The sequence below is a fragment of the Epilithonimonas hominis genome, from assembly GCF_003730015.1.
GTDB classification, from domain to species: domain Bacteria; phylum Bacteroidota; class Bacteroidia; order Flavobacteriales; family Weeksellaceae; genus Epilithonimonas; species Epilithonimonas hominis.
In genome coordinates, this window is sequence record NZ_RJTU01000055.1 from 28,636 (window position 1) to 43,005 (window position 14,370).

General features: G+C 38.5%; 9 protein-coding genes. All 9 read right to left on the reverse strand.

Going from position 1 to position 14,370, the window contains the following annotated elements:
- Positions 1-15 precede the first annotated feature (15 nt).
- The 9 genes from EGH73_RS07935 to rplK all read right to left on the reverse strand — a co-directional run bounded on the left by EGH73_RS07935 (position 16) and on the right by rplK (position 14,357).
- Positions 16-1,293, reverse strand: a complete 1,278-nt coding sequence (locus EGH73_RS07935) for an alkaline phosphatase family protein (protein WP_123281398.1) — start codon at positions 1,291-1,293, stop codon at positions 16-18.
- Between the two features lie 132 nt (positions 1,294-1,425).
- Positions 1,426-1,731 (reverse strand): DUF3467 domain-containing protein, encoded by a 306-nt coding sequence (locus EGH73_RS07940; RefSeq protein ID WP_072996379.1) that lies wholly within the window; start codon positions 1,729-1,731, stop codon positions 1,426-1,428.
- Positions 1,732-1,849: 118 nt separating this feature from the next.
- Entirely contained in the window at positions 1,850-6,115 is a 4,266-nt protein-coding gene (rpoC, locus tag EGH73_RS07945) for a DNA-directed RNA polymerase subunit beta' (protein WP_123281399.1), read from the reverse strand.
- Positions 6,116-6,213: 98 nt separating this feature from the next.
- Positions 6,214-10,041 carry a DNA-directed RNA polymerase subunit beta gene (rpoB, locus tag EGH73_RS07950; RefSeq protein WP_123281400.1) on the reverse strand — a complete coding sequence of 1,276 codons (3,828 nt, stop codon included), beginning with the start codon at positions 10,039-10,041 and terminating at the stop codon, positions 6,214-6,216.
- 705 nt (positions 10,042-10,746) lie between these two features.
- Positions 10,747-11,967, reverse strand: coding sequence for a hypothetical protein (locus tag EGH73_RS07955; RefSeq protein ID WP_148041689.1), 1,221 nt, complete (start codon positions 11,965-11,967; stop codon positions 10,747-10,749).
- A gap of 217 nt (positions 11,968-12,184) precedes the next feature.
- Positions 12,185-12,553 carry a 50S ribosomal protein L7/L12 gene (gene rplL, locus EGH73_RS07960; protein ID WP_076781873.1) on the reverse strand — a complete coding sequence of 123 codons (369 nt, stop codon included), beginning with the start codon at positions 12,551-12,553 and terminating at the stop codon, positions 12,185-12,187.
- 48 nt (positions 12,554-12,601) lie between these two features.
- Positions 12,602-13,192, reverse strand: a complete 591-nt coding sequence (rplJ, locus tag EGH73_RS07965; RefSeq protein WP_089769826.1) for a 50S ribosomal protein L10 — start codon at positions 13,190-13,192, stop codon at positions 12,602-12,604.
- Positions 13,193-13,209: 17 nt separating this feature from the next.
- Positions 13,210-13,902 carry a 50S ribosomal protein L1 gene (rplA, locus tag EGH73_RS07970; protein ID WP_089769827.1) on the reverse strand — a complete coding sequence of 231 codons (693 nt, stop codon included), beginning with the start codon at positions 13,900-13,902 and terminating at the stop codon, positions 13,210-13,212.
- An 11-nt stretch (positions 13,903-13,913) separates the two neighbouring features.
- The gene (gene rplK / locus EGH73_RS07975; protein WP_089769829.1) at positions 13,914-14,357 is read right to left on the reverse strand and encodes a 50S ribosomal protein L11; all 444 of its coding nucleotides are present in this window, start codon (positions 14,355-14,357) and stop codon (positions 13,914-13,916) included.
- Positions 14,358-14,370 lie beyond the last annotated feature (13 nt).

Consider the following 14,370-nt stretch of genomic DNA (forward strand, 5'->3'; position numbering starts at 1 on the left):
TTTGTTAAAACTATTTTATCTTTTTAGCGTTGATTTCAAAACTTTCAATTTCCCATCAATCTTCTCATCGATTTTCAATCCTAGAATGTCAGCAACCAAAGGATAAACATTAATATTGTCAAACTCATCAATTATCAAATCATTCTTGAACGCTGGTCCCCAAGCGAAGAAAGTCGCTTTCATTTCTGGGACAGCTCGTGGGTCGTATCCGTGTTTCCCAACTGATGTTTTTCTTCCTTTTTCTAAGAATATCTTCGGCGCTTTTGGGATTAATATAATTTGTCCGATTCTATTGTACTTATCATCTCTTGTCGCGAAGTGAAGGTATTTTGGTAATCTTTTATCCAAATAAACTTCATAATCGTCGGGTTTATTGGCTTTCAATTCCTTATAAACAGCTTTTACCTCATTAGCATTTTTAACATAAACTCTCAGCAAAGTTTGAGAATTATAATAATCAAATCTGTTTTTATCCAATAAAATTGAAGGAATGTCAAGCGGATTTCCTCCATCAACTTGTATCATTCCGTGGTCTGAAACGAAGATGAAATTGACATTCCTCAAACCTAAATCATCTACTTTTTGAACTAACTCTCCAATCGCATCATCAACCAAATGAACAGCCGACTCTGTCTCTTTTGCATCTGGACCGTAATGATGTCCGGCACCATCCACTTCAGGAAAATATAGAGAGATAAAATGCGGACGTATCTCTTCCGGAAGCTTCAACCAATTAATCACTTTATTGACTTTTTCTGAAGGCGAAAATTTTTCATGATAAGGATAATAGTATGTCGGTCTAATGCCGCCTGCATCACTGGCAGAACCTACCCATTGCAAAGAAGCACTTACCATATTTTGTTTTTCTGCCAAACTCCATAAAGGAACTCCGCCGTACCAAGAGCCATCTTCTGCATTCTTGCGATTGCTCATTGCGTAAGGTTGTTTTCTTTTATAATCGTAGAAAAAGTTATCAATTAAACCGTGGTGAGATGGATATAAACCCGTAATCAAAGTCCAATGATTGGGGAAAGTAATACTTGGATAACTTGGCAACATTGCTTTTGCCTGAACACCTTGATTTGATAGTTTTAGAAGATTTTCAGCATTATATTTCTTGGCATAATCATATCGGAAACCGTCTGTAGAAATCATAATAACGTAAGGTTTCTGCATTGCTTCTTCACTATTGAATCGATTTGAGATGACGATTTGAGTTGTATCTACAATTCCTTTCTGAGAGAATATCATTAATGATAAGAATAGCTGCAGAAAAATTAATATCTTCTTCATTATAAAAAATTTTGACAAAGGTAGTTTCTGAGATTCCAACTGGAAAAAATGTTGAGTTAATAAAATATTAAACCTAAACAAAAATCCCGATTCAAATAAATGAATCGGGATTTGTATGTTAAGCGAAAAATCTTAAGCTTGAACGTTGTTACCTCCTAATACGAAAGGCTCAACTTCTTTAATTTCGCCAAATTGTTGCTCGTAATTAGTGATGTTTTGTTGCAATGCAGCTAAAACTCTTTTTGCATGAAGGGGAGCCAAGATTACTCTTGATCTAACTTTAGCCTGCTGAACGCCTGGCATAAGTTGGATAAAATCTACCACGAATTCTGAAGGTGAATGGTTTACTAAAGCTAAGTTAGCATAAACACCAGCTGCTACCATTTCGTTAAGCTCGATATTGATGTTGTTTGGATCTTGATTTTGATTGTTGTCCATGTTTTTTTAATATTTTAAATTACAGATTGCAAGATAATAGATGATAGACTAATAGACAAGAGAAATTATTATTAAATTAAAATCAATTATCTATCAGTCTATTACCTAAAAGTCTTTACTAGTTAATATCTTCAAATTCTTTTCTAGAACCCACGATAACGTTTTGATACTCCTTAAGACCTGTACCTGCAGGAATTCTGTGTCCTACAATTACGTTTTCTTTTAGACCATTCAAGAAGTCGATTTTTCCAGAAACTGCCGCTTCATTAAGAACCTTGGTTGTTTCCTGGAACGATGCAGCAGACATGAATGATTTGGTCTGTAATGCTGCTCTTGTAATACCTTGTAATACAGGAGTTGCAGTTGCAGGAAGCGCTTCTCTCACTTCTACCAATGCCTGGTCTTCTCTCTTAAGCTTGGAGTTCTCATCTCTCAATTCTCTTGCAGTAATCATCTGTCCTGCTTTGAACTCTTTAGAATCTCCTGGTTCTACAACCACTTTAAGTCCGAAAACTCTGTTGTTCTCTTCCAAGAAATCATATTTATGTTCTAAAGCACCTTCTAGGAACTGAGTATCTCCACCATCCACAATCGATACTTTGGTCATCATCTGACGAACAATAATCTCGAAGTGTTTGTCATCGATTTTTACCCCTTGAAGACGGTAAACCTCCTGAATCTCGTTAACCAAATATTCCTGAACCGCAGTTGGACCTTTGATTCTCAAGATATCATCTGGTGTGATAGAACCATCGGAAAGCGGATCACCAGCGTAAACGAAGTCATTTTCTTGTACCAAAATCTGGTTAGATAATTTCACAAGATATTTTTTGATTTCTCCTGTTTTAGCTTCCACGATCAATTCACGGTTACCTCTCTTGATTTTACCGTAAGATACTACACCGTCAATTTCCGTCACTACCGCAGGGTTAGAAGGATTTCTCGCTTCGAACAATTCGGTTACTCTCGGAAGACCTCCGGTGATATCCCCTGCTTTTGCAGATTTTCTCGGGATCTTGATTAATATTTTACCAGCCTTAATTTTCTCACCATCATTGACCATTAAGTGGGCTCCTACTGGTAAGTTATAAGCTTTCTGCTCCACACCTTTAGAGTCTACAACCTTCAATGTTGGAACAGCTTTCTTATTTCTAGATTCAGAAATTACTTTCTCTTCGAAACCAGTCTGTTCATCGATTTCCAATTGGAAAGAAACCCCTTGGATGATATCTTCGTACTCTACTTTACCTGCAGTTTCTGCAATGATAACCGCATTATATGGATCCCATCTTGCGATAAGGTCTCCTTTTTTCACTTTGTCACCTGGTTTTACAGATAGAACGGAACCGTAAGGAACGTTAGCCACCATAATTGGTGTTCTCGCTTCGTTATCCGCAACCAATCTGAATTCTGTAGAACGAGAAACAACGATGTCTGCAGAGTTTCCTTCTTCATCTTCAGACTTAATTGTTCTAACCTCATCCATCTCTACAATACCGTCACGTTTTGCAACAATACTTGGATTTTCTGAGATGTTACCAGCAGTACCCCCTTGGTGGAAAGTTCTCAGTGTTAACTGAGTTCCTGGTTCACCAATAGACTGTGCAGCGATCACGCCCACAGCTTCTCCCATATGGATGCCTTTACCTGTTGCAAGGTTACGTCCGTAACACTTCGCACAGATACCTTTCTTAGCTTCACAAGTCAATGGAGAACGAACTTCTACAGCTTCGATTCCCGCTTCCTCGATTTGCTTAGCTACAGCTTCCACGATTAACTCATCAGCGTTTGCCAATAATTCATCCGTTTCTGGGTGGTAAACGTTGTGAAGAGAAACTCTACCAAGAATTCGGTCTGAGATTCGTTCTACGATTTCATCATTTTTCTTAAGTGCAGTCACTTCTGTACCTCTCAATGTTCCACAGTCATCTTCTGTAATGATAACGTCTTGTGCAACGTCCACCAATCGTCTGGTTAAGTAACCAGCATCGGCCGTTTTAAGAGCGGTATCCGCAAGACCTTTACGAGCACCGTGGGTAGAGATAAAGTATTCTAAGATGGACAAACCTTCTTTAAAGTTTGCAACAATCGGGTTTTCGATAATCTCTGCGCCTACAGAACCTGCTTTTTGTGGTTTTGCCATCAAACCTCTCATACCGGATAACTGACGAATCTGTTCCTTAGAACCCCTCGCACCAGAATCAAGCATCATAAATACAGAGTTGAATCCGCCTTGGTCAGATTTCATTCTGCTCATAATCATTTCGGTAAGTCCGGCGTTGGTATTAGTCCAAACGTCGATTACCTGATTATAACGTTCTGTATCTGTGATAAGACCCATGTTATAGTTAGCCTTGATTTCATCTACATTCTCAACAGCCTGAGCAATCATTGCTTTTTTCTCTGCAGGGATTACGATATCGCCAAGAGAGAAAGAAAGCCCTCCTTTGAATGCATTAGAGTATCCAAGGTTTTTCATATCATCCAAGAATTTAACGGTAGTTGGGAAATCCGTATCTGCAAGGATCTGACCGATAACATTTCTAAGAGATTTCTTAGTCAATAATTCATCGATATAACCCACTTCTTTCGGTACAATCTGGTTGAAAAGGATTCTACCAACCGTTGTGTTTGTTAATCTTGTAACAATCTCTCCGTTTTCTTTGATTGGAAGACGACATCTTACTTTAGCATTAAGAGACACTTGTCCTTCAGCATAAGCAATTTCCACTTCTTCCGGAGAATAGAAAGCCAGGCCTTCTCCTTTTACTTTATAATCATCGGTAGAATGCGCTTCTTTGGTCATAAAATAAAGACCCAAAACCATGTCCTGAGAAGGTACCGTAATTGGCGAACCATTCGCAGGGTTTAGGATATTTTGTGAACCTAGCATCAATAACTGAGCTTCCAAGATTGCTTCTGGTCCAAGTGGCAAGTGTACCGCCATCTGGTCACCATCGAAATCGGCGTTGAAGGCCGTAGTTACCAACGGGTGCAGCTGAATAGCTTTACCTTCGATCATCTTCGGCTGGAACGCTTGGATACCCAATCTGTGAAGCGTAGGTGCTCTGTTCAGAAGAACCGGGTGACCTTTCATCACATTTTCTAGGATATCATAAACTACAGGCTCTTTTCTGTCGATAATTCTCTTAGCTGATTTTACAGTTTTTACAATTCCTCTTTCGATTAGTTTTCTAATGATAAACGGTTTGTAAAGTTCCGCAGCCATATCTTTTGGAAGACCACACTCGTGCAACTGAAGGCTAGGTCCTACGACGATAACCGAACGTGCAGAGTAATCTACCCTTTTTCCTAATAAGTTCTGACGGAAACGACCTTGTTTACCTTTCAATGAATCAGAAAGGGATTTCAATGGTCTGTTGGATTCCGACTTAACAGCAGAAGATTTTCTTGTATTATCGAACAATGAATCTACCGATTCCTGAAGCATACGCTTCTCGTTTCTCAAGATTACTTCCGGAGCTTTGATCTCCAATAGTCTCTTAAGACGGTTGTTTCTGATGATAACCCTTCTGTAAAGATCATTAAGATCCGACGTTGCAAAACGTCCTCCATCCAATGGAACCAATGGTCTCAATTCCGGTGGAATGATCGGAAGAACTCTCATAATCATCCACTCAGGCTTATTGATCATTCTTGTATTGGCAGCTCTAAGTGCTTCTACAACGTTCAATCTCTTAAGCGCTTCAGTTCTTCTTTGTTTAGAAGATTCGTTGTGAGCTTTGTGTCTTAGGTCGAATGACAAAGAATCTAGGTCGATTCTTTTCAGCAATTCCTCGACAGCTTCTGCTCCCATTTTCGCTACGAATTTATTCGGGTCAGAGTCATCAAGATATTGATTTTCTACAGGAAGTGTTTCCAAAACATCCAGATATTCTTCTTCAGTCAAAAATTCCTTATCATCGAAATCAGAACCATCTGCTTTCTTGGCAATACCCTGCTGGATTACTACATATCTTTCGTAATAGATAATCATATCCAATTTCTTGGAAGGAATACCTAAAAGATAACCAATTTTGTTCGGTAAAGAACGGAAATACCAGATGTGAGCCACAGGCACCACAAGGTTGATGTGTCCGATTCTCTCTCTACGTACTTTTTTCTCTGTAACTTCCACCCCACATCTGTCACAAACGATTCCTTTGTATCGGATTCTTTTGTATTTTCCACAAGCACATTCGTAGTCTTTTACAGGACCAAATATCTTCTCGCAGAACAACCCGTCTCTTTCCGGCTTGTGCGTACGGTAGTTGATCGTTTCCGGTTTTAGAACTTCTCCTCTCGATTCCTGAAGAATAGATTCCGGTGAAGCCAAACCAATAGTGATTTTATTAAATCGACTTGTTTTATTTTTATTTGACATTTTTTGATCAGATTTTAGATTTTAGATTTTAGATTTTAGATTAAATGCTACTGCACAAAAACTAAGACCATCTAAAATTCATCATTTAAAATTTAAAATTATTCTTCAAGTCTTACATCAAGTCCAAGACCTTGTAACTCGTGAAGTAATACGTTGAAAGATTCTGGAATACCAGGTTCTGGCATTGCTTCACCTTTTGCGATTGCTTCATAAGTTTTTGCTCTACCAATCACGTCATCCGACTTAACAGTCAGGATCTCTCTCAAGATATTGGATGCTCCAAATGCTTCAAGAGCCCAAACCTCCATCTCTCCGAATCTCTGACCTCCGAATTGCGCTTTACCTCCTAATGGCTGCTGCGTAATCAATGAGTACGGTCCGATAGAACGTGCGTGCATCTTATCATCTACCATGTGTCCTAACTTCAGCATATAAATCACACCAACAGTAGCTGGCTGAGTAAATCTCTCCCCTGTTCCACCATCGTAAAGGTGTGTGTTTCCGAATTTAGGAAGTGCTGCCTGCTCGGTGTATTCGGTAATTTGATCTAAACTAGCTCCATCGAAGATCGGTGTTGCGAATTTTAGTCCAAGCTGCTTACCTGCCCATCCAAGAACAGTTTCGTAGATCTGACCAATATTCATACGGGAAGGTACCCCAAGTGGATTCAATACGATATCTACCGGTGTTCCATCCTCTAGGAACGGCATATCTTCTTCACGAACGATTCTTGACACAATACCTTTGTTACCGTGACGACCAGCCATTTTATCACCCACATTCAGTTTACGTTTCTTAGCGATGTAAACTTTAGCTAATTTGATGATACCAGCCGGAAGCTCGTCTCCGATAGATAATGCAAATTTCTCACGGTTTTTAACCCCGGAAAGATCATTGTATTTAATTTTATAGTTGTGAATCAATTGCTTGATCAATTCATTCTTGTCTGCATCAACAGTCCAGTCTGCGCCACTGATGTTTACATAATCCTCAACAGACTGAAGCAACTTCAAAGTAAACTTAGTTCCTTTTCCGATCATTTCTTCTTGAAGGTCATTTTTCACCCCTTGAGACGTTTTACCGGAAACCAACGTGTTTAGTTTGTCAATCAAAGTGTTTCTTAAGTCATCGAACTTAGCTTTATAAGTATTTTCGATTTCTTCCAGTTTGATTTTCTCTTCGCTTCTTTTCTTTTTGTCCTTGATGTTTCTGGAGAACAATTTTTTGTTGATTACAACACCTCTAAGAGAAGAATCTGCTTTAAGAGAAGCATCTTTTACATCACCCGCTTTATCCCCGAAAATCGCTCTAAGAAGTTTTTCTTCCGGAGTAGGATCAGATTCACCTTTTGGTGTGATTTTCCCGATAAGGATATCGCCAGGCTTCACTTCTGCTCCGATACGGATCATACCGTTCTCATCAAGATCTTTAGTGGCTTCTTCAGAAACGTTAGGAATATCTGCTGTCAGTTCTTCCATACCTAGTTTGGTATCACGAACTTCAAGAGAATACTCATCTACGTGGATTGAAGTAAACCAGTCCTCACGAACTACTTTTTCATTGATTACAATCGCATCCTCGAAGTTATACCCTTTCCAAGGCATGAAAGCAACTACTAAGTTTCTACCAAGAGCTAATTCTCCGTTTTCAGTTGCATAACCGTCACAAAGCACCTGTCCTTTTTCCACTGTGTCCCCCACTCTTACGTTAGGTCTCAGTGTAATAGTTGTACTCTGGTTTGTTTTTCTGAACTTAGTTAATTTATAAGTCTTAGTTGCAGAATCGAAGTTTACCAAATCATCTTCTTCGCTTCTTTCATACTTAATAACAATTCTTTCAGCATCTACATATTCCACTACTCCATTTCCTTCTGCATTGATAAGGATTCTAGAATCTTTCGCAACTTGCTTTTCCAGACCTGTACCCACGATTGGCGCTTGTGGCTTCAATAATGGAACGGCCTGACGCATCATGTTAGAACCCATCAAAGCACGGTTCGCATCATCATGTTCCAAGAAAGGAATCAATGAAGCGGAAATACCGGAAATCTGGTTTGGGGCAACGTCAATCAAATCTACTTGCTGAGGCTCTACTACAGGATAATCCCCATCCAAACGAGCGATAATTCTATCCGTTTCGAAGTTACCATCATCACTCAAAGCAACGTTAGCCTGAGCAATTACTCGGTTTTCTTCATCCTCCGCATTAAGATAAATTGGCTTAGCCTGAAGATCTACTTTTCCATCCTCTACTTTTCTATAAGGTGTTTCGATGAAACCAAGGTTGTTGATTTTCGCATACATCCCAAGAGAAGAGATCAAACCGATGTTTGGTCCTTCCGGCGTTTCAATCGGACAGATACGTCCGTAGTGTGTATGGTGAACGTCACGAACCTCGAAACCTGCTCTTTCTCTTGATAAACCACCAGGTCCTAGCGCAGATAATCTACGCTTGTGCGTGATTTCTGACAATGGATTGGTCTGATCCATAAACTGAGAAAGCTGGTTAGTTCCGAAGAACGAGTTAATAACAGACGTCAAAGTCTTGGCATTAACCAAATCTACCGGTGTAAAGATTTCGTTATCTCTAACATTCATTCTTTCCTTAATAGTTCTTGCGATTCTGGAAAGACCAACACCAAACTGACCAGACAATTGCTCGCCCACAGTTTTGATACGTCTGTTAGAAAGGTGGTCAATATCATCTACCTCAGCTTTGGAATTAACCAATTCAATTAGGTGTTTTACGATTGCGATGATATCTTCCTTGGTCAGTACTTCCGTCGTTTCCGGAATATTAAGACCTAATTTTTTATTTAATCTGTAACGACCAACTTCACCCAAAGAATAACGCTGCTCAGAGAAGAATAATTTTTCAATGATTCCTCTTGCAGTTTCCTCATCCGGTGCATCAGCGTTTCTCAGCTGACGGTAGATGTACTCCACTGCTTCTTTTTCAGAGTTAGTCGGGTCTTTTTGTAGTGTATTTTGGATGATAGAGAATTCATTAGAATTTTCTTTGTGAATCAGGATAGACTTAACGCCTGAATCCAAAATAATATCAAGGTGTTCTTTTTCAAGAACAGTTTCTCTATCCAAGATGATTTCGTTTCTTTCGATAGAAACTACTTCACCCGTATCTTCGTCTACGAAATCCTCGAACCAAGTGTTCAGTACTCTCGCAGCAAGAGTTCGGCCTTCTACTTTCTTAAGGGCAGCTTTGGAAACTTTCACTTCCTCAGCAAGATCGAAGATCTGAAGGATTTCCTTATCAGATTCATAACCGATTGCTCTAAGTAAAGTTGTTAAAGGTAATTTTTTCTTACGGTCGATATAGGCGTACATTACGCTGTTGATATCGGTTGTAAATTCCATCCAAGATCCTTTGAAAGGGATAATTCTTGAATAGTAAAGTTTAGTTCCGTTGGCGTGGTAAGTCTGTCCGAAGAATACACCAGGTGAACGGTGAAGCTGCGTTACGATTACCCTTTCAGCACCATTAATGATGAAAGATCCGCTTGGCGTCATATAAGGAACTGGACCTAGGTAAACATCTTGCACAACAGTCTGGAAATCTTCATGTTCCGGATCTGTACAATATAGTTTAAGTCTAGCTTTAAGAGGAACTGAATAAGTCAAACCTCTTTCCACACACTCATCAATAGAGTAACGTGGAGAATCTACAAGATAATCCAAAAACTCCAATACGAATTGGTTTCTGGAATCTGTAATTGGAAAATTTTCCTGAAATGTTTTGTAAAGCGATTCTTTTTGTCGCTCTTCAGGAAGTGTGTCTAGCTGGAAAAATTCCTTGAAAGACTGGATTTGGATGTCCAAAAAGTCAGGAGTTTCGATTTTACCTTTTGCAGAAGAAAAGTTAATTCTCGGAGTACCTTGAACTTTAGGAGCGGCCTGTGTTTTACTCATAAAATTATAAGAAAAATGGGTTAAAAAATATTTTGATTAAAAAAATATCAGAAAGAAGAAAGAGAAAGAGAAAAAAGAAAGACTATGATGTTTGGCGCTATCAGAATTAGTCTTGGTTCTTGATTCTTGATTCTTGATCTAATTTCTAACTGCAACGCCGGTATATCTTTTCACGGCGTAATGCAAAATATTTTTATTTATTTTGACGATAATGAGAATCAACATCTATAAAACACGAAACCTCTTTCAAAACTGAAAGAGTTGATATTCAATATTTTATTGATGTATTAATAATTATTAGCGCCAAAACGAGTGCAAATTTAGGAAAATTAATTCGCTTTCACAAGTAAAAAACCATCTCCGGAGAGATGGTCTGTTATAAAGTTTAGGCTTACTGTTAAGATTATTTGCCCAAAAAAACTTAATTTTTTTTAAATATAAATCCATCTAATTAAGTTATGATGGACCTTTTAATTATATGCAAATAAGTATTTGTAACTATTATAACATTAAGTAATTACTACAGATTGCGGTCTAAATTTGTATGCTTCATAATAGCGCTAACATCAGTGCTGACAATCAATTTTTAAAAAATTAACTAATTTTTGCTAAACAATCATTTAACTTCGCTTTCGTTTTTACTGAAACATAGCAAATAATTTTATTGTGATAAGAATTTTTTATCAATGCTTTGTTCGTCTTTATTTAATATTTAGAGATAATATACCAGTTTGTTCCATTACTCTGCACGGTTATTCCACTGTTTCCAGCTGCACCGTTTAAAGGATAATTTGTAATGCTGGCACCGTTCAAAAAAATTGGAGAATTGATGGACATTGGAATTCCGTCATAAACAATATGGTAGATTTTTCCAGGTGTATTAGCAGCGGGAGGCAGACTGATGTTGCCAGTTGCTAAAATAGTGTAGTCTGTAGATAAAAGCATTCCATTTTTAGACGCTATATTGTTATAAGAACCTGGCAAACCTCTAAAACTGCCAAGTACTCCATTATCATCTACTACTACCGTTTTAGTAGCTGTAAATGTTTGTGTTGGTTGAGGAACTACCGTCGTAGTAGCGAGCAGGGAAGATGCTCCGCCAGGAGTGGTATAGATACTGTTAGTGGCACCGGAAACTGGTAAATTTCTAATTCTGAGTGCTCCGCCAATATCTAATGTTTCTGAAGGATTTTTAACATTAAATCCGAAAAGGCCCTGATCTGTTATTTTAAACCCATAATATGTAGCTCCGCCGGCTCCGGAATGCGGAATGATATTAAAGGAATTACTCGTGAACACGTTGGGATTATTATCAACGCTAAAAATTAGACCCATATCACCACCATTAGAAATGGAACTGAAAGAACCACCACCTAAATTTTCTGCAAATCCGAACCAGGGGTTAACACCATTAACAATATTGCGGTAAGAGCCGTAAATCATCATCCCGTTTGTGGATCCCACAGCGTCGTAGACTGATAAAATTCCATTGGTAGCGTTGCCGTTGACGCTCACCCTTCCCCTTTGATAAATATCCTGATTATTGGCCGTAGCCGGCTGTCCGGTTTTCTGGTTATACCAAGGCTCCACATAATTAGCGGTAGAAGATAATTTTTGCCAAATAGTCCCGTCGAAATAATAATATCCTGCAGAAGTAACATTAATAGTTTGTCCAGCTGGAGAAGTATCCGGTAATGTGGCATACACAATGCTTCCGGTTTGAGCTGTGGTATAGTTTTTAGCGCGCAGTTGATTGCCAGTAATTCTTGGAGCTATGATACCATCAAGCTTCGCAGTATCAGCAGCAAATCCATTAACATCTAAAGTTGCAACTGGAGTCGTAGTGTTGATTCCAACATTACCACTTTGCCCTTGCAGGAAGTGGACAGACAGCGAAATAATTGAAATTGTTAATGTTTTTTTCATCATAAATTTTTCTTCAAAATTAATATATTTTTATAAAAGAAACAATGTAAAATATATGTAACCGCGCCTTAAAGTTTTTAACTTTCAAAAATTCTTTTATCAACTGATCTGCGCAGCGCTCCATTTAAAACGTTACGGAGGTTTAATAGATAAAAATTTAAGCAAAAAAAAGGAGATTGCATTGTAACAACCTCCTAATCTTCATCTAGTAAAAGAATTATTTCAATTCTACTTCAGCACCAGCTTCTTCAAGTTGCTTTTTAAGCGCTTCTGCTTCGTCTTTAGATACACCTTGCTTGATTGGAGCAGGAGCACCATCTACGATATCTTTAGCTTCCTTAAGACCAGCACCAGTTAAATCTTTTACCAATTTAACGATAGCCAATTTAGAAGCACCTGCAGACTTAAGAATTACGTCGAATTCAGTCTTTTCTTCAGCAGCTTCACCTGCACCACCTGCAGCAACTACTACAGCAGCAGCAGCTGGCTCAATTCCGTACTCATCCTTAAGGATAGCAGCTAATTCGTTTACGTCTTTTACTGTTAAGTTTACTAGCGTTTCAGCTAAATTTTTTAAATCTGACATTGTTGTAATGTTTTTTTGTTGATTATTTATCTATTTTTTTGAGTGTAATTATTCAGCAGCTGGAGCTTCTCCTTCTGCAGCAGCTTCTGGAGTTTCAGTAGCTGGAGTTTCTTCTTCAGCAGGAGTTGCAACTTCTTCAGTCGCCGCTTCTCCAGAAGCTTCAGATTTGTTTTGAAGAGCAGAAACAACTCTTTGGATTGGAGACTGAAGCAATCCGATGATTTCACCGATCATTTCTTCTCTAGACTTGATATTAACTAAAGTATCAAGGTTGTTATCTCCAACGTAGAATGTCTCTTGAACGAAAGCTGACTTAAGTGCAGGCTTCTCTTCTTTCTTTCTGAAATCCTTGATTAATTTTGCCGGAGCGTTAGCCGTTTCAGCAATCATAATCGCAGAGTTACCTTTGAAAGACTGGAACATCTCAGAGTAATCTACGCCTTCAATTTGTTCCATTGCTTTTTGCAAAAGTGTATTTTTTACAACTTTCACTTTAATATTTTGCTTGAAAGCCTGTCTTCTGAAATCAGAAGATTTACCAGCGTTCAAACCTTCTAGATCTGCTACATAAACTACTTTTGCATCCTGAAGCAAATCTTTGATCTCTTGTATCGCTACAACTTTTTGGTCTTTTGTCATTGTCTTTAGGATTAAAATTAGTTAACAGATTTAGTATCGATTGCAATTCCAGGGCTCATTGTAGAAGACAAATAGATAGACTTCACATAAGTACCTTTTGCAGCAGTCGGCTTCAACTTGATTAATGTCGAGATTAATTCCTGAGCATTTTCTTTAAGTTTAGCAGCATCAAAAGACACTTTACCGATACCAGCGTGGATGATACCATATTTATCTACTTTGAAATCGATTTTACCAGACTTTACTTCTGAAACTGCTTTCCCGATTTCCATCGTTACAGTACCTGATTTAGGGTTTGGCATAAGACCTCTTGGTCCTAACACTCTACCTAATGGTCCTAATTTACCCATTACAGCTGGCATCGTAACGATAACGTCAACATCTGTCCAACCTTCTTTGATTTTTTGTAAATACTCATCAAGACCAACATAATCAGCACCAGCTTCTTTAGCTTCTGCTTCTTTATCCGGCGTTACAAGAGCAAGAACTTTAACGTCCTTACCAGTTCCGTGAGGAAGAGATACTACACCTCTTACCATTTGGTTTGCTTTTCTTGGATCTACACCTAGTCTAACAGCGATATCTACAGACGCGTCAAACTTTGCGAAATTTACTTCTTTTACCAAAGCAGATGCTTCGTCAAGATTATAAATTTTGTTCTTTTCTACTTTGCTTAAAGCTTCTTTTTGCTTCTTCGTTAATTTTGCCATTTCTCTAAGTTTTAAGCGTTAGTTGGTTTAGTTCCTGTTACTCTCAATCCCATAGATCTAGCAGTACCTGCAACCATAGAAAGAGCTGAATCCAAAGTAAAGCAGTTAAGGTCTGCCATCTTATCTTCAGCAATCTTTTGAACCTGAGCCCAAGTTACAGCACCTACTTTGTTTCTGTTTGGTTCTCCGGAACCTCCTTTGATTTTTGCAGCATCCATCAACTGGATTGCAGCAGGAGGGGTTTTGATTACGAATTCAAAAGATTTGTCTTCGTACACAGTAATTACTACTGGCAAAACCTGCCCAGGCTTATCCTGAGTTCTTCCGTTAAATTGTTTACAAAACTCCATGATGTTCACACCTGCAGAACCCAAAGCTGGACCTACTGGTGGAGAAGGGTTAGCAGCGCCACCTTTCACCTGAAGTTTTACCATTTTAAAGACTTTTTTAGCCATTTTTTGTTTTTTA